We start from the raw sequence: 16,195 nt of genomic DNA, 5'->3' as shown, positions 1-16,195 counted from the left end.
ACGTCTGTGACGCCGGTCTTCCCACGCGGTCTCGCGCTGCTCGTCGCGGGCGGGTATTTCATGGAGATACTCGACGCGACGGTCATCGCGACCGCAGTGCCCGCGATGGCAGAGTCCTTCGGGGTCGACGCCGTCGATGTCGGAATCGCCATCTCGGCGTACATCCTGACGCTGGCGATCATGATTCCCGTCAGCGGCTGGATGGCCGACCGCTTCGGTGTTCGACGCGTATTCCTCGCCGCCATCGTCGTGTTCACCGTCGCGTCGGTGGGATGTGCGCTGAGCCCGTCGCTTCCCGTGCTGGTCGCGATGCGAGTACTGCAGGGTATGGGCGGGGCGATGATGGTTCCGGTCGGCAGGCTCGCGGTGCTCCGTGCAACCTCGAAGTCCGAATTGGTCCGAGCCATAGCGTATTTGACGTGGCCTGCACTGACCGCTCCGGTGATCGCACCTGCACTGGGTGGTGCACTCGTCTCGTTCGCGTCGTGGCGCTGGATCTTTCTGATCAACGTTCCGCTCGGCATCGCGGGCTTCGTGGTCGGGCTGCGCGTCGTCCGCGGCGTCGACGGTGACGTCCCGACGCGAACGCTGGACTGGCGTGGATTCGTCCTCACCGCGGTCGGCATCGCCGCGCTGATCGTGTCCCTCGACAGCATCCGGACCGACGGAACACCGTGGGCGGCCGTCGGTATCGGCCTCGCGGTGGCGGCTGTGGTTCTGACGTTGGCCGTCCTGCACCTGCGACGCACCGAGCATCCGTTGCTGGATCTCTCCGTGTTACGCGTCGACACGTTCCGGAACACCGTGACGTACGGATCGTTCTATCGGATGGTCATCACCGCGGTGCCGTTCCTGTTGCCGCTGATGTTCCAACTGCGGTTCGGGTGGTCGCCGTTCGTGTCGGGACTGATGGTCATCGCGCTGTTCGTCGGCAACATCGCGATCAAGCCGGCGACGACGCCTCTCATGCGGCGCTTCGGAATCCGAACGGTCATCGTCGCCGACGGCGCACTGTCGATTCTCTGCTTCGGCGCGATCGCGCTCCTCGCCGTCGACACGTCGCCCGTCGTCATCGCCGCGGTACTCGTGGTCAGCGGTGCCCTGCGGTCGATCGGATTCACCGCGTACAGCAGTCTCGCGTTCGCCGACGTCGACAGCGAACGGCTGAACCATGCGAACACGTTCAACGCGACCGCGCAGGAACTGTTCTCCGGCTTCGGCATTGCGCTCGGAGCCATTGCGCTGACGCTGTCCACCGGCATCGTCCAGGCTCTCGGGCGTCCCTCGGGGGAGGCGTTCTCGATGTCGTTCGCCGCTCTGGGCGTGCTCATGATCGTCATCGTGGTCGGGGGTCTCGGGCTGCGCACGGACGCGGGGCGCGCAGTCACGGCTGGTGCGCGCTGAGTCCCACCGACGCATACGTTTGCGTGGGTTGGGAACCATGAGAACAGCCTCATCCTGAATTCCTTTTCGTCTCACGTTCGGCCGTCATCGTTGTGGTGTCAGCGAAAAACGAACGAAAGGGACATCATGAAGATCGCCGCGAAATTCGCCGCAGCCGCAGTAGCTGCCACCGCCCTGACCCTCGGGGGTATCGGGGCCGTCGCGATGGCCGACGACGACACCGAGCGCACCCAGCGCCCCACTCCCATCTCCGTTCAACAGCAAGCGCCTGCGCCGGCGCCGCCCGCTCCGGCTGCTCCCGCCGCCCCTGCACCGCAGGTGCCGTTCGACGACGACTGGGACGATCGGCACGACGACTGGGACGATCGCGACGACTGGGACGACCGGCACGACGACGACTGGGACGATCGGCACGACGACGACTGGGATGACCACGACGACTGATTCGACTGGCCCGGTTCGAGCGACGTGACGCTCGTCCCGGGCCTTTTCTCGGGTCTGGAGACTAGGCCAGTCGGTACCCCATGCCACGGACTGTCTCGATGCGGTCGCTACCGAATTTGCCTCGGAGATATCGGACGTAGACGTCGACGACGTTCGACCCTGGATCGAAGTCGTATCCCCATACCTGCGAAAGCAACTGCTCGCGGCTGAGTACTTGCCCTGGGTGGCGGAGGAACGCCTCCGTCAACGCGAACTCTCGCGCGGACAGGTCGACGGACCGTTCACCGACCTGCGCCCGGCGGGTTCGGAGGTCCAGCGACAGGTCACCCGATGACAGCACCATCTGCTCGGACACGCGCGCCCCGGCAAGTCGTAAACGGATACGCGCCAACAACTCCTCGAAACGAAACGGCTTCGGCATGTAATCGTCCGCACCGTTCTCCAGCCCGGACACGACGTCACGGACGCTGTCTCGGGCAGTGAGGACGATGATCGGGATCATGACGTTCTCACCACGAAGTCGCTCGAGAACTTCGAATCCGTCCATGTGCGGTAGGCCGATGTCCAGCACGACGAGATCGAACTCGCCGCTGCCGGCGAGGTCGTAGGCGGAGGCGCCGTCGGCGACGACCGTTGTCGTGAATCCCTTGGCGCGCAGACCCTTCTGCACGAACGACGAAATTCGGGGTTCGTCCTCCGCGATCAGAATACGAGCCATTACTGGTCCTTCCCTGCAGTGACCGGAACGGTGATGGTGAAGGTGGATCCGTGCCCGAGTGCGCTACCGACGCCGACTCGTCCGCCGTGCGCCCGCGCAATCGCGGTCACGATCGACAGTCCGAGGCCCGCGCCTTCGCTGCGTCGGGTTCCGTCCCGACCGCGGGCGAAGCGGTCGAAGATGCGCGTGCGGTCGGCGTCGGCGATGCCTGTTCCGGTGTCCGTGACCCAGAAGCGAATATCGTTGTCGGACAACTGGGATCCGATGCCGATGCGATCGCCCGGTTCGGTGTGATGTGTCGCGTTCTCGGCGAGTGCGACCACAGCTTGCGTCATGCGCTGCTCGTCGAGTCGTGCGCGGACCGGTGCCGTCGTTTCCAGGACCCAGTCGCGGTCGGCGAGTCGGTGCACCTTGTCGAAGATCGTGCGAGTCAGTTCGTCGACGTCCACATCGGTCGGCTTCACGAACGACGTCTGCTCGGCCCGCATCAGCAACAGCAGGTCGGCGACCAAGCGATTCATGCGTTCGAGCTCGTCGTCGACGAGCGTCACGGTGTCACGCACGTCGTCGGGGTCCGAGGCGTCGAGAACGTCGAGGTGGCCACGCACGATCGTGATCGGCGTTCGTAACTCGTGACCGGCATCGTCCAGGAACCGCCGTTGAGCCGCCGCGCCTGCCTCGAGGCGACCGAGCATCGCGTTGATGCTGTCGACGAGGATGCCGATCTCGTCGGTACGGCTCCCTGAACCTTCGTGCGTGATGCGTCTGGACAGATTGCTGTCGGTGATCGCCGTGGCTGTGTCCGCGATGTTCTTGATCGGCTTGAGGATTCGGCCGGCCACGATCCACGCCCCTATCGCGGCCACCACGGATGCGCCCGCGCCGACCAGCAGCATCAACGCGGCGACGTCGTCGGCCGGCTGCCGTTCCTGATCGGCGAAGTACGCGGCGACGACGACGGCGGGCGTCGGATCTCCGTCGAGCGCGACCGGTACCGCGAGGTAGAAGACCTCACCGGCTGCGCTGTCGTAGCCACCCTCGGTCGGTTGTGTCGTCGATCCGACCAGCGTGGTGAACGCGGCGTCCTCGGACAGCCGGATCGGCGCTTGTTGACGGCTCTGCAGCGCGAACGCTCCGTCGACGTACCCCAGGAATTTCTCGTTCGGGCGCGCGAGGTTGTACGTGATCACGACGCGGAGCACGTCGGTGACGCCGGCGAACGGTGCTCCGGTGGCCGGATCGACGCCTGCTTCGGTGAGCGTGGTGAATTCCGCGATCTCGGTGCGCAGCGATTCGCGCATGCGATTGTCGGCGGACCTGATCATCAGCAGCCATGTCGCGACGGTCACGATCGCCAGCGAACCCAGGACCAGAGGTAGAACCCACGCGACGACGCGTGCACGAGCGCTTTTCGGGTTCAGCCAGGCAGTACGACCTGTCATCGAAGATCAATCGTCATTGTCGTCGTATCCGTCGTCGTCGTAACCGTCGTAACCGTCGTCCCAGTCGTCATCGTCGTCGCTCGGGAGCGGCGGTGGTTGGACCGAGCCGTCGGCGGCTGGAGGAGACGCCGGGGCTGGTGGGGGAGGCGCTGAAGACGGGTCTGCGGGCGGTCGAACGGGAGTCGACGGAACGGCAGGTGCCGTGATGGGGGCCGGGGCCGGGCCGCCGGCATCGGACTGTCTGGTCACCAGGAACACACCGGTGAACACCGCCCCGAGGAAGGCAAGTGTGAGGACAGCCGCCACAAGGATCTTCACCGTTTCACCGTGCCGTCGACGGATGGGACCGACATGAGAAGGGGATGAGAGAACTCTCATCTGCTCACCCTCTCGGCATCGATGGTCCGCAGCAGCTGTCTATCGGATGCTGCGTGACATCGATGCCGACGCGTGCGCGCTGACCCGGAAAACATCGAAGGCCCGTGGCAGCTGTCCATCAGCTGCCGCGGGCCATCGATGCGCGAAAAGTGCGGGATCTAGCGAGCGAAGAGCAACGCCCGCTTGACCTCCTGGATCGCCTTGGTCACCTGGATGCCACGAGGGCACGCGTCGGTGCAGTTGAACGTCGTGCGGCAGCGCCACACACCTTCGACGTCGTTGAGGATGTCGAGACGCTCGGAAGCGCCCTCGTCACGGCTGTCGAAGATGAAGCGGTGCGCGTTGACGATCGCGGCCGGTCCGAAGTAGCTGCCGTCGCTCCAGAAGACGGGGCACGACGTGGTGCAGCATGCGCAGAGGATGCACTTGGTCGTGTCGTCGAATCGGGCGCGGTCGGCCTGGCTCTGGATGCGCTCACGCGTCGGCTCGTTGCCGGACGTGATGAGGAACGGCTTGACGGCACGGAACGCGTCGAAGAACGGCTCCATGTCGACGACGAGGTCCTTCTCGACCGGCAGACCCTTGATGGGCTCGATCGTGATGGTCAGCGTCTTCGACGAGTCCTTCGGCAGCATGTCGCGCATCAGCACCTTGCAGGCGAGACGGTTGACACCGTTGATGCGCATCGCGTCGGATCCGCAGACGCCGTGCGCGCACGAGCGGCGGAACGTCAGGGTGCCGTCGAGGTAGCCCTTCACGTACAGCAGCAGGTTGAGCAGACGGTCGGTCGGCAGCGTCGGGACCTGGAAAGTGTCCCAGCGCTGTCCGTCGCCGTTCTCCGGGTCGAAGCGGGCGATCTTCAGGTTGACGATCACCGCGCCGTCGGGCATGGGAGGAAGGTCGGACTTGTCTTCGCTCTTGTCGATCGCTGGTGCGCTCATCAGTACTTCCGCTCCATCGGCTCGTAACGGGTCTGGACGACCGGCTTGTAGTCCAGACGGATGTCGGTGAGCAGGCCAGTGCCTTCCTTGTAGGCCATGGTGTGCTTCATGTACTCGTCGTCGTTACGGTTCGGGTAGTCCTCGCGGGCGTGTCCGCCGCGCGATTCCTTCCGGTTGAGGGCTCCGACGACGGTGACCTCCGCCATCTCCAGCAGGAAGCCGAGTTCGACGGCCTCGAGGAGGTCGCTGTTGTAGCGCTTCCCCTTGTCCTGCACGGTGATGTGGTTGTACCGCTCCTTGAGGGCACGAACGTCCTTCAGTGCGGTTTCGAGGCGCTCCTCGGTACGGAACACCGACGCGTTGTTGTCCATCGACTGCTGCAGCTCGCTGCGGATGTCGGCGACGCGCTCGTGTCCGTGATCGGACAGCACCAGCTCCAGCCACTCCTCGACCATCTTGGCCGGTTCGTCGGGCAGCGGGGTGAAGTCGACCGAGTTGGCGTACTTCGCGGCCGCGATGCCCGAGCGACGTCCGAAGACGTTGATGTCGAGCAGCGAGTTGGTGCCGAGACGGTTCGCGCCGTGCACCGACACGCATGCGCACTCACCGGCTGCGTACAGACCGGGAACGATGTCGTCGTTGTTGCGCAGGACCTCGCCGTTGATCTTGGTCGGGATGCCGCCCATGACGTAGTGGCACGTCGGGTAGACGGGGACCGGCTCCTTGACGGGGTCGACGCCGAGGTAGGTGCGCGAGAACTCCATGATGTCGGGGAGCTTCTCGTCGAGAACTTCCTCGGGGATGTGCGTCACGTCGATGTAGACGTAGTCCTTGTTCGGACCGCCACCGCGTCCCTCCAGCACCTCGAGAACCATCGAACGCGCGACGATGTCGCGAGGCGCGAGGTCCTTGATGGTGGGGGCGTAGCGCTCCATGAAACGCTCGCCGGACTCGTTACGCAGGATGCCGCCCTCACCGCGAACGGCTTCGGAGATGAGAATGCCGAGGCCTGCGAGACCTGTCGGATGGAACTGGTGGAACTCCATGTCCTCCAAGGGAAGTCCCTTGCGGAAGACGATGCCCATGCCGTCACCGGTGAGGGTGTGGGCGTTGGACGTCGTCTTGTACATGCGTCCCGAGCCGCCGGTCGCGAAGACGATCGACTTGGCGTGGAAGATGTGCAGTTCACCGGTCGCCAGCTCGTAGGCGATGATGCCGGTGGCAACGGGTCCGTTGTCGGTCTCGGTCAGGCACAGATCGAGCGCGTAGAACTCGTTGAAGAACTCGACGTCGTGCTTGACGCAGTTCTGGTACAGCGTCTGCAGGATCATGTGGCCCGTGCGGTCGGCTGCGTAACAGGCCCGGCGAACGGGAGCCTTGCCGTGGTCGCGGGTGTGGCCACCGAATCGACGCTGGTCGATCTTGCCCTCGGGCGTCCGGTTGAACGGCAGGCCCATCTTCTCGAGGTCGAGAACGGCGTCGATGGCTTCCTTGGCCATGATCTCGACCGCGTCCTGGTCGGCGAGGTAGTCGCCACCCTTGACGGTGTCGAAGGTGTGCCACTCCCAGTTGTCTTCCTCGACGTTCGCGAGAGCGGCGCACATGCCGCCCTGCGCCGCACCGGTGTGCGAACGCGTCGGGTAGAGCTTGGTCAGTACCGCGGTGCGGGCGCGGGGGCCCGCTTCGATGGCCGCGCGCATGCCTGCGCCACCTGCGCCGACGATGAGCACGTCATAACGATGTTCCTGCATGAATGCTTCAGTTCCCTTAGCTTGCCGAAATGTTCGGATCGAAGGTGAAGATGACGTACGTGCCCAGGCCCATGATGAGAATCATCGACAGGACGAGCAGCGTCGTCAGCCAGAATCGGGTCGAGTCCTTGCGCGAGTAGTCCGCGATGATCGTCCGCAGGCCGTTACCGCCGTGCAGCTGAGCCAGCCACAGCATCGTCAGATCCCAGAACTGCCAGAAGGGGCTCGACCAGCGTCCGGCGACGAACGCGAAGTTGATGCGGTGCACGCCGTCGTCGAGCATCAGCATGATGAACATGTGGCCCAGGACGAGGACGACGAGGGCGAGGCCCGAGAAGCGCATGAACAGCCACGCGTACAGCTCGAAGTTGCCGCGCGACGAACGCCGCGGCGAGCGCGGGTTGTCCAGGCTGGCCGGACGGTCGTAGGTCTTACCGAGGGACTTGGCCTCGGATCCTTGTGTCGTTGCCATCAGTGACCGCCCGCCGTGAACATGTTGTAGAAGATTCGACCCGCTCCGGGGATCACGACCACGAACCAGATCGCGGCGACGATCCACAGCATCAGCCTCTGGTACTTCGGTCCCTGTGACCAGAAGTCGACCAGCATGACGCGGATGCCGTTCAGAGCGTGATACAGAACTGCGCCGACGAGGCCGATCTCCATGAGGCCGACGAGCGGCGTCTTGTAGGTGTCGATGATCGCGTCGTAGGTCTCGGGGTTGACACGCACCATGGCAGTGTCCAAGACGTGGACGAACAGGAAGAAGAACGTCAACACGCCAGTGATTCGGTGAAGAACCCAGGACCACATTCCCGGATCTCCGCGGTACAACGACCGCTTACGCTCCTTGGCCGGAGCGACTTCCGTCGTGCTACTCATCGAGTGCAAAGCCTCCAACGTCATTGGTGGACGCGTCGAGCCTGGTTGCCGGGCTGACCCTGGCTCGATTTGTCGAACTCCGGCTCCACCGGTATTCAAAGAGCCGCCGTCTTTGAACTGTAAACCCATTGGAAAGCCGGAACTAATTCGACTCGAGATTCGTACCGAGATCGAAATATGACTTAGGTATGCCTTCCCAATTCTTCGTGATCGGTTCAGTGGAGTGCGATGCGGCGTCCCTCGCGGCGTGATTGGATGGTGCGTATGCCGGAAATCGACTGGAAAACGTTGCGCGACAGAGCCCATGGCGCTATGAGGCAAGCCTACGCACCGTACTCGAACTATCCCGTCGGCGCGGCCGCTGTCGTAGGCGATGGCCGAATAGTCACCGGATGCAATGTGGAAAATGTCTCATATGGTTTGGGCCTGTGCGCCGAGTGCGGCCTGGTGTCCAACCTTCATTCCACCGGCGGTGGCCGGCTGGTTGCATTCGCCTGCTGCGACAGCCGCGGAGCGCGGTTGATGCCGTGCGGGCGCTGTCGACAGTTGCTGTACGAGTTCGGCGGCGGCGATCTCCTCGTCGATACCGACGACGGCCCGACTCCGCTGGCGCGGCTTCTCCCTGCTGCTTTCGGTCCCGACGACCTCGAGACAGGACGGGTGGACGGGCATGTCTGACGCCGTTTCCGTCATCACCTCCAAGCGTGACGGCCACGAACTCTCGACCGCTCAGATCGACTGGGTCGTCGACGCATTCACGCACGGCCGCGTCGCCGACGAGCAGATGTCCGCGCTGGCCATGGCCATCCTGTGGAGGGGTATGTCCCGCGCCGAACTGAGCGCATGGACGTCGGCGATGATCGCCTCGGGCAGTCGAATGGACTTCTCGACGTTGTCGAAACCGACCGTCGACAAGCACTCGACCGGCGGTGTCGGGGACAAGATCACGCTGCCGCTGGCCCCCGTCGTCGCAGCCTGTGGCGCCGCGGTTCCGCAACTGTCGGGACGCGGGCTCGGACACACCGGGGGCACCCTGGACAAGCTCGAGTCGATTCCCGGGTGGCGGGCGGATCTGAGTGCCGACGAGATTCACTCGATACTGGCCGATCCGGCCGTCGGTGCCGTCGTGTGCGCGGCCGGTGCGGATCTCGCGCCTGCGGACAAGCGGCTGTACGCGCTGCGCGACGTCACCGGCACGGTCGAATCGATTCCTCTGATCGCGAGTTCGATCATGAGCAAGAAGATCGCCGAAGGCACCGGGGCGTTGGTGCTCGACGTCAAGGTCGGAGCCGGTGCGTTCATGAAGAACATCGACGACGCGCGCGAGCTCGCCTCTGCGATGGTCGATCTCGGCGCCGACGCCGGTGTCCGCACGATCGCGCTGCTGACCGCCATGGATTCTCCGCTCGGCCTCACGGCGGGTAACGCTCTCGAGGTCGAGGAATCGCTCGAGGTCCTCGCGGGCGGAGGTCCGGCCGACGTGGTCGAGCTGACGGTCACGCTCGCACGGACCATGCTCGTCGCGGCAGGCATCGAAGGCGTCGATCCGGCGGATGCGCTCGCGGACGGTTCGGCGATGGACCGTTGGCGTGCCATGGTCGCCGCTCAGGGCGGCGATCCGACGGCTGCGCTTCCCGTGGCGAAGGAGTCCCTGACGGTCACCGCCGAGCGAAGCGGCGTGGTCAGCGGCCTCGACGCGCTGTCGGTGGGCCGTGCAGCATGGCGTCTCGGCGCCGGTCGTGAACGCCAGGGAGAACCGGTGCAGGCCGCCGCGGGAGTGCGGCTGCACGCGAAGCCGGGAGACCGCGTCGCCGTCGGCCAACCTGTCGCCACCCTGTACACGGACACGCCGGAGAAGTTCGACTACGCGACCGAGGCCATCTCGGACGCCTGGACGATCGGCGACTCGCCGTTCGAGGCGTCTGCCCTCGTGCTCGGGCGGGTCGGGGATCAGTAACCCGGCGGCGGCAGGATCGGCGCGATACCGTTCGGACATGAGTACCGCCGATCCTGTCTCCCCATCGAACAGCGGCGCGACGCCGCTCGATCTCCCGTCCATCACGACCGCGCCGAAAGCGTTGCTCCATGACCATCTCGACGGTGGTCTGCGGCCGCAGACCGTGCTCGAGCTCGCCGATCGGTGCGGGTACGACGGTCTGCCCGAATCGGACGGTGCCGCGCTGGCGCAGTGGTTCCGCAACGCGGCCGACAGTGGTTCGCTCGAACGGTATCTGGAGACGTTCGCGCACACCGTGGCCGTGATGCAGACGCCCGAGGGTCTGAATCGCGTCGCGCAGGAGTGCGCAGAGGATCTCGCCGACGACGGCGTCGTCTACGCGGAAGTGCGGTTCGCGCCCGAACAGCACCTCGAACGCGGACTGACGTTGGATCAGGTCGTCGAACACGTGCTCGAGGGATTCCGGGCGGGTGAGTCGGCTGCGCGGGTGCGGGGCAAGCGAATTCGGGTCGGGTGCCTGTTGACGGCGATGCGTCATGCAGCCCGGTCCCGTGAGATCGCCGAACTCGCCGTCCGATTCCGTGATCGCGGGGTCGTCGGGTTCGACATCGCGGGCGCCGAGGCCGGGTTCCCTCCGAGCCGCCATCTCGACGCGTTCGAGTACATGCGAGCGTCCAACGCGCACTTCACCATTCACGCCGGCGAAGCCTTCGGTCTGCCGTCCATCCAGGAGGCGGTCGCCTTCTGCGGCACGGATCGCCTCGGACACGGTGTCCGGATCGTCGACGACATCACCGTCGGGTCGGACGGTGATGCGTCGCTGGGACTGTTGGCCGCCTACATCCGCGACACCCGCATGCCGCTCGAGCTGTGCCCGAGTTCGAACGTGCAGACCGGGGCCGTCGACAGTCTCGAGAAGCACCCCTTCGATCTGCTCGCGCGGCTGCGCTTCCGCGTCACCGTCAACACCGACAACCGGCTGATGAGCGACACGACGATGAGCCGTGAGATGCACAAGCTGGTAGGTGCGTTCGGCTACGGCTGGACCGACCTGGAACGGTTCACGATCAACGCGATGAAGTCCGCGTTCATCCCGTTCGACGAGCGACTCGAACTCATCGACGACGTCGTCAAGCCGGGATACGCGGTACTCCTGGGTTAGCTTTCGCTGGTGTCGGCTGTTCCTACTGCTTGCGGAGGCGGGCCTCGAACTCACGCTCGAGTGCTCGCCACGCCTCGGCTTCGGCGTCGAACGGCGCGCTCGGAGCGAGACGGTTCGGGTCCGGTTCCAGCGTGTACGAGACGTACCACCCGAGCGGAGTCGACGTCGCGAGTGCGGTTTCGACGGACTCGTCCCCGGCGAAGTCGGCGGCATCGGTGAACAACTCGACGGCCAGGTCGAGTTGGTCGACGTCGACGGCAGAAGGCCCCTCTGCGAGGTCGTCCGCGAGACCCGGAAGCACGTAGACGTTCTCGTCGGTCACCTCGATCTCGAGCGATCCGTCGACGGCTGCGGTCTGCACGTCGGTGAACGTGCTCACTTTCGCCAGATCGTGGTCGTGGTCGTCGGCGAGGTAGCGGGCCAGCGACCGCTCCGACCCGAAGACGGTGATGCTGCCCGCGCGGCCGAGGAAGATCGGCTCGTCGTCGATGTAGCACCGCAGCGTGTACAGCGTGTCGTCGGACGTGATGATGCGGATGGGATCGATACCGACGTCGGTCCAGAAACCGTCGTCCGACGCAGCTCGGGCGACGGGGTCGACGTCTTCTTCGGCTTCCTCGTCCGTCTCGTCCTCGTCGGTTTCGTCCTCGTCTTCCGACAGGTCGTCGGCGTCGACGATGTTCTCGGCAGCGGCGAGTAGTTCGGCCTCGGCGACTTCGACGGCGGACGCGTCGACGTCCGGTGTCTTCACGACGGAGTCGATCGCGTCGACGACGTCGTCCCAGCTTTTGGCGACCGCGGACCCGATCCGGTCCCAGAGCGCCTCGCCGTCCTTGCCGAGGAATGCCTCGACGCCGACGCCGACCGCACCGAGGTGTGGGTTGTTCGCGAAAAACGAAGTGACGGAACCCAGTTCGCAGACATCGCCGAGTGTCTGCACCATCTCGAACGTCGCGTTCAGTTCGGCCAGAACATCCGAGTCGGGTTCTTCGGCGACGAGTTCGGGAACGCCCACCAGGTCGAACCGGTGCAGGTCGTCGGGCTCGAGCTCGTTCGCGGCGAGCGCGGACACGACCGTCCACGACGGATGGTCGACCAGATCGTTGTCGTCGTCGTTCCGGATGAACGCGGCCAGGTGCGCCACCGCCTCGAAACCGTACAGATCGTCCTCGTGACCGAGGAACGCTTCCCATTCGTCGTCGCCTTCGCGCCATTCCGGCGCCCAGAGGGTGACGAAGTCGCCGCGGGTGAGACCTAGTTCGATCGGGATGATGTCGCCAGCCATGGCCGGAAGCCTATCTCAGGTTTCCGTGAGAGAACTTTGCATGTCGCGCAGGATCACCTCTCGCCGTGCCAGTGCATCTCGGGCGGCGGTCTCTGCGGTCGCGACGATGATCGAACCCAGGCGTGACGCGGATTCGCGTGTCAGATCGGGTGCCAGGTCGAGCCCGACGACGGCGCCGTGGCTGTCCACTTCGACTTCGACGACACCGTCCGGGGAACGATGCACGATGCGGAGCCCGGCGAGCGTCTCCGCTGCTCCTTGCATCGAGTTCAGGGCCCGCTGTCCGCGGGAGATCAAGCCCTCCAACGGTTCGGTCATACCGACCGCAACCAACTGGTCGGTTCCTCGTCGTCGGCGAGGTGTCGGTTCTCCGCGTCGGCGACGGCTGCCCGGGTGGGTAGGCCGAGACGGTCGAGAACGTCGGTGGGCACTCCGTCGTCGGCGAGGAGATCGCGTCGGTGCGCCTTGGCCGAGTCGGTGGCGCGCCGACACAACTGCAGGATGGTCGCTGCCAATTCGGCGCCGCCGAAACGCAATTCGTTCGGGTCGATGTAGATGTCGACGGGCCGTCCGTGTTCCGTGGCTCGGACGCGCACGGAGTCGCTGCGTGTACCGGCGACCGCGGTGACGTCCTGCGTCATGCGGTCGGCCTGTAGAAGCCCTGGAAGCCCATGCCGCTGTTGGTCGTCCGAATTGCGCTGACCTGCACTGGATCTCCCGCTTCGACGAACTGGCCGTTTCCGATGACCATGGCGACGTGCCCGTCCCAGACCGCGAGGTCGCCCGGCATCAGCTCGTCCTCGCTCACCTGCGTACCGATGTCCTGCTCCTGGGCGAGGCGGGGAAGTTGGACGCCCTGCTCGCCGTACGCCCACTGCGTCAGCCCGCTGCAGTCGAGTCCGCGGCCCGGTTCGGTGCCGCCCCACACGTAGGGAACGCCCTGCTGGCTCAGCGCGCTCCGCACCGCGCCCGCCGCCTGCTCGTTGGGAGCGACGGCGACGGTGCCGTCGGGAAGCGCGACCTCGACGCCGCGGCCTCGCGCGCCCACGGCAGCAGACTCCCGCTGCGGGGCGAAGGTCGACATGTCGCGGTCCGATACGGCCGCCGCGGTCGACGTCGACGCGTAGGTCTGCGGGTCGGGGAGCGACGGCACGGAGACCGACTGCGCGAAGTTCCGCAGGAATCGGTTGCTCGGATCTGTGGCGGTCGCCGCGGTCGCTGCCGTCGGAACGGTGGCTGCCGGGGGAGCGCCCGGCGGCTCCGGTACCGGGGGTGGCGACGCCAAGGCCGTCATCTCGCCCGCATGCACGGCCAGTTCGGCCCGCACCCGCGCGACGACGGCGAGCGCACGCTGGAGGTGTTCGACCGCGGCGGCGATGATCATCGTCTGGCCCGGAGGTGTCAGCAGAACCGGCGCGGACGACACGGCGATCGAGGTGAACGACTGCACGATGCTCTGCAGTTCGACGACTCCCGCCTGTACCTTCTCGCACGCTCGGTCGATGATCACGGCCATCTCGTCACCGTGTCGGGCGAGGCGGGTCGCGCTGCCGTGAGCCTCCTCGGCGAGGTCGACGGCCGCGGCTGCAGCTGGGCCGCTCCACGTCGTGGCGAGTTCGGAGACCGCGGTCTGCCCGATGCGCTGCACCGTGTCCAACGTGCGGGACGACGCTCGAAGTACGTCGGCGGGACCGCCCGTCGGGACATGGCCGGAGCCGAACGCCCCGAGTAGATCGACGATCGGTTTGGAAAGAAGTTCGATCACGTAAGACTCCCGGCGGTGGCGATGTCCGTCGTCTCGTATCCGACGCCCGATGCAGCCGCTTGAACGCCGAGGCCGGCGACGACCTCGGCGAGGCGTGCCACTGCCGTCGTGTGAGCCGCATGCACGCCAGCGGCTGCGCCGAGGAACTCGGAGCCGATCGGCCCGAAGATCGGGGCGAGCAGGGCTGGCCCCGCTGCCGTCGACGCTGCCGCCGCGCCTGCCACCTGTGCAGCGAGAGAACCCGCGGTGGCCGAGTATCGCTGTAGCTCGGCTGTGGACGTCGCTAGTTCCGCCATGGTTCCTCGAACTCCCTGCGCGTGGAAAGTGACTACACCCCGTTTCGACGCACGTTCGGCTCGAACGGTTCCCACACCTATCCTTGTGCCCATGGAAATTCACGTGGTCGAACATCCACTGGCCGCCTCCTTGCTGACGACGATGCGCGACGAGCGCAGCGACAACGCAACATTTCGGTCCGCCCTGCGCCAGCTCACCCACATGCTGGTGTACGAGGCCACCCGCGATGCCGAGATCGAGAACTTCGACGTCAAGACTCCGGTCGCCGTCACTCAGGGCACTCGACTCTCCCGTCCGCCGCTCTTGGTTCCGGTCCTGCGTGCAGGCCTCGGCATGGTCGAGAAGGCGAGCGGATTGATTCCGCAGTCCCGCGTCGGGTTCGTCGGCATGGCTCGCGACGAGGAGACGCACCAGCCGGTGCCTTACATGGAATCGCTGCCCGACGACCTGTCGCAGACCCCCGTCTACGTCCTCGACCCGATGCTCGCGACGGGTGGGTCGATGGTGCACACGATCGAGATTCTGATGGGTCGCGGCGCTGCCGACGTGACGGTCATCTGCGTCGTCGCCGCGCCCGAGGGTGTCTCGGCGCTCGAGAACTCGGGTCTGCCGGTACGTCTCGTGGCGGCGAGCATCGACGACGGACTCAACGAGAACGCCTTCATCGTCCCCGGCCTCGGTGACGCGGGCGACCGGCAGTTCGGCCCACGCTGAACGTCTCGCTCGTCCTCGGCGTCACGTGGCCTGCCGGTGAAGGCGATCCGCGGCTCCGCGTCGTCGACGTCGAGACGCGAGACGTCGCGTACGTCGAACTACGTGGTGCGAGAATCGGATTCGAGTCTCTCGGGGACGGTCGATGGTGTACGGGCCGAGTTGCGTTCTCGCCGAAGGGCTCCGAATACGTTCCCTGCCCGACGCAATCGCCCGCCGAGGTCGGTGCGCAGTGCGAGGTGTGCGAATCGAAGGACCCGTTTCGGTTCGTCCACACCGTGCACCGTGGAGGTTTCGTCTCGCGTGACCTCGAAGCGCATGTGATGCAACCACATTGGCTGTACATCGCGACGTTCGCGAACGGTGTGCACAAGGTCGGCACCGCGGCGAACACGCGTAAGTGGGGTCGGCTTGCCGAGCAGGGCGCGATCTGTGCGCAGTACGTCGCCTGGGCCACGGACGGCAAAGTGATCCGTGTGCTCGAGGACAAGGTCACCGAGGTGCTGCAGGTGCGGCAGTCGGTGCGGTCGTCGGCCAAGGCTGCGGCGCTGGCGTTGCCGGTCGACACCGCTCGCCTCGACGCGGCGACGGCTGCGTTGGCAGGGAGGGTCCGCGACATTCTCGGTCCCGGCGACGACAGCTTCCACACCGTCGACGAGGCGTGGCGTGTCGCCGGCTTCCGGGATCTGGCGTCCGGTAATCGGGTTGCCTATCCGAGCCGACTGGACTCGGGCACACACGGATTCACCGTCGATGCCTGTATCGGCCAGACGGCCATAGTCGACATCGACGGCGAGTCCTACGTCGTCGACCTCCACGAGCTCACCGGTCGTCGGGTGCGGTTCGGTGACTACGACTCGACGCTGCCCGCCGTGCAGTCTGCACTCTTCTGACGTGCGCGCGAATGTGGGCGGTCTCAAGCGGTCATCGCAACGAGCGTCTTGTCGTATGCCTTCAGAGGAGTATCCCATCCGAGGGTCCTACGGGGACGGTTGTTGAGTAGGTCCTCGACCTCGGCGAGCCGTTCTGGGGAGTGAACGGACAGATCGGTGCCTTTG

General features: G+C 65.7%; 19 protein-coding genes and 1 pseudogene. 7 read left to right on the top strand and 13 right to left on the bottom strand.

What is annotated here, in order from left to right; all coding sequences use genetic code 11:
• Positions 1-6 precede the first annotated feature (6 nt).
• Together A3K89_RS17380 and A3K89_RS17375 are read left to right on the top strand one after the other, a co-directional pair.
• Positions 7-1,404 (top strand): MFS transporter, encoded by a 1,398-nt coding sequence (locus A3K89_RS17380; protein WP_302050737.1) that lies wholly within the window; start codon positions 7-9, stop codon positions 1,402-1,404.
• Between the two features lie 126 nt (positions 1,405-1,530).
• The gene (locus A3K89_RS17375) at positions 1,531-1,848 is read left to right on the top strand and encodes a hypothetical protein (protein WP_068428288.1); all 318 of its coding nucleotides are present in this window, start codon (positions 1,531-1,533) and stop codon (positions 1,846-1,848) included.
• A gap of 61 nt (positions 1,849-1,909) precedes the next feature.
• Here A3K89_RS17375 and A3K89_RS17370 read toward each other — a convergent pair whose 3' ends face one another.
• From A3K89_RS17370 to sdhC, 7 genes are all read right to left on the bottom strand, one after another.
• Positions 1,910-2,566, bottom strand: a complete 657-nt coding sequence (locus tag A3K89_RS17370; protein ID WP_068428285.1) for a response regulator transcription factor — start codon at positions 2,564-2,566, stop codon at positions 1,910-1,912.
• On the bottom strand, positions 2,566-4,008 hold the full coding sequence (locus A3K89_RS17365) for a sensor histidine kinase (RefSeq protein ID WP_068428280.1): 1,443 nt from the start codon (positions 4,006-4,008) through the stop codon (positions 2,566-2,568). Before A3K89_RS17365 ends, A3K89_RS17370 begins: the two co-directional genes overlap by 1 nt.
• 6 nt (positions 4,009-4,014) lie before the next feature.
• Positions 4,015-4,326: a hypothetical protein gene (locus tag A3K89_RS17360; protein ID WP_068428279.1), complete on the bottom strand. Its 312-nt coding sequence runs from the start codon at positions 4,324-4,326 to the stop codon at positions 4,015-4,017.
• A 218-nt stretch (positions 4,327-4,544) separates the two neighbouring features.
• The gene (locus tag A3K89_RS17355) at positions 4,545-5,327 is read right to left on the bottom strand and encodes a succinate dehydrogenase iron-sulfur subunit (RefSeq protein WP_068428278.1); all 783 of its coding nucleotides are present in this window, start codon (positions 5,325-5,327) and stop codon (positions 4,545-4,547) included.
• Positions 5,327-7,078 (bottom strand): succinate dehydrogenase flavoprotein subunit, encoded by a 1,752-nt coding sequence (gene sdhA / locus A3K89_RS17350; protein WP_068428275.1) that lies wholly within the window; start codon positions 7,076-7,078, stop codon positions 5,327-5,329. The genes A3K89_RS17355 and sdhA overlap by 1 nt, the downstream gene beginning before the upstream one ends.
• A 16-nt stretch (positions 7,079-7,094) precedes the next feature.
• Positions 7,095-7,550, bottom strand: coding sequence for a succinate dehydrogenase hydrophobic membrane anchor subunit (locus A3K89_RS17345; RefSeq protein WP_068428273.1), 456 nt, complete (start codon positions 7,548-7,550; stop codon positions 7,095-7,097).
• Positions 7,550-7,960 (bottom strand): succinate dehydrogenase, cytochrome b556 subunit, encoded by a 411-nt coding sequence (gene sdhC, locus A3K89_RS17340; protein WP_114332421.1) that lies wholly within the window; start codon positions 7,958-7,960, stop codon positions 7,550-7,552. Before sdhC ends, A3K89_RS17345 begins: the two co-directional genes overlap by 1 nt.
• Positions 7,961-8,224: 264 nt before the next feature.
• Here sdhC and A3K89_RS25525 point away from each other — a divergent pair, with 264 nt between their 5' ends.
• Genes A3K89_RS25525 through A3K89_RS17325 form a run of 3 tightly spaced genes read left to right on the top strand, consistent with a single transcriptional unit; the run spans position 8,225 to position 11,079 of the window.
• Positions 8,225-8,638 carry a cytidine deaminase gene (locus tag A3K89_RS25525; RefSeq protein ID WP_084423880.1) on the top strand — a complete coding sequence of 138 codons (414 nt, stop codon included), beginning with the start codon at positions 8,225-8,227 and terminating at the stop codon, positions 8,636-8,638.
• Complete coding sequence (locus A3K89_RS17330) at positions 8,631-9,917, top strand: thymidine phosphorylase (RefSeq protein WP_068428270.1); 1,287 nt, start codon at positions 8,631-8,633, stop codon at positions 9,915-9,917. Before A3K89_RS25525 ends, A3K89_RS17330 begins: the two co-directional genes overlap by 8 nt.
• A 37-nt stretch (positions 9,918-9,954) precedes the next feature.
• Positions 9,955-11,079 carry an adenosine deaminase gene (locus A3K89_RS17325; protein WP_068428269.1) on the top strand — a complete coding sequence of 375 codons (1,125 nt, stop codon included), beginning with the start codon at positions 9,955-9,957 and terminating at the stop codon, positions 11,077-11,079.
• A 22-nt stretch (positions 11,080-11,101) separates the two neighbouring features.
• On the opposite strand, the gene A3K89_RS17320 is transcribed toward A3K89_RS17325, so the two are convergent.
• Genes A3K89_RS17320 through A3K89_RS17300 form a run of 5 tightly spaced genes read right to left on the bottom strand, consistent with a single transcriptional unit; the run spans position 11,102 to position 14,425 of the window.
• On the bottom strand, positions 11,102-12,364 hold the full coding sequence (locus A3K89_RS17320) for a primosomal protein (protein WP_068428266.1): 1,263 nt from the start codon (positions 12,362-12,364) through the stop codon (positions 11,102-11,104).
• Positions 12,365-12,379: 15 nt separating this feature from the next.
• Positions 12,380-12,682: a YbaB/EbfC family nucleoid-associated protein gene (locus A3K89_RS17315; RefSeq protein WP_068428265.1), complete on the bottom strand. Its 303-nt coding sequence runs from the start codon at positions 12,680-12,682 to the stop codon at positions 12,380-12,382.
• Positions 12,679-13,005 (bottom strand): hypothetical protein, encoded by a 327-nt coding sequence (locus A3K89_RS17310; RefSeq protein WP_068428264.1) that lies wholly within the window; start codon positions 13,003-13,005, stop codon positions 12,679-12,681. Before A3K89_RS17310 ends, A3K89_RS17315 begins: the two co-directional genes overlap by 4 nt.
• On the bottom strand, positions 13,002-14,129 hold the full coding sequence (locus A3K89_RS17305; RefSeq protein WP_068428263.1) for a C40 family peptidase: 1,128 nt from the start codon (positions 14,127-14,129) through the stop codon (positions 13,002-13,004). Before A3K89_RS17305 ends, A3K89_RS17310 begins: the two co-directional genes overlap by 4 nt.
• Positions 14,126-14,425: a type VII secretion target gene (locus A3K89_RS17300; protein WP_068429081.1), complete on the bottom strand. Its 300-nt coding sequence runs from the start codon at positions 14,423-14,425 to the stop codon at positions 14,126-14,128. The genes A3K89_RS17305 and A3K89_RS17300 overlap by 4 nt, the downstream gene beginning before the upstream one ends.
• Before the next feature lie 91 nt (positions 14,426-14,516).
• Here A3K89_RS17300 and upp point away from each other — a divergent pair, with 91 nt between their 5' ends.
• Positions 14,517-15,140 carry a uracil phosphoribosyltransferase gene (gene upp / locus A3K89_RS17295; protein WP_068428260.1) on the top strand — a complete coding sequence of 208 codons (624 nt, stop codon included), beginning with the start codon at positions 14,517-14,519 and terminating at the stop codon, positions 15,138-15,140.
• A gap of 320 nt (positions 15,141-15,460) precedes the next feature.
• Complete coding sequence (locus tag A3K89_RS17285) at positions 15,461-16,030, top strand: DUF2797 domain-containing protein (RefSeq protein ID WP_068429078.1); 570 nt, start codon at positions 15,461-15,463, stop codon at positions 16,028-16,030.
• Positions 16,031-16,053: 23 nt separating this feature from the next.
• Here A3K89_RS17285 and A3K89_RS26440 read toward each other — a convergent pair.
• A pseudogene (locus A3K89_RS26440) lies at positions 16,054-16,195 on the bottom strand (IS30 family transposase); the annotation flags it as partial.

The organism is Rhodococcoides kyotonense (assembly GCF_001645385.1).
Lineage (GTDB): Bacteria > Actinomycetota > Actinomycetes > Mycobacteriales > Mycobacteriaceae > Rhodococcoides > Rhodococcoides kyotonensis_B.
Note: the sequence above shows the minus strand (reverse complement) of the source record. Positions and strands in the feature narration are given on the sequence as shown.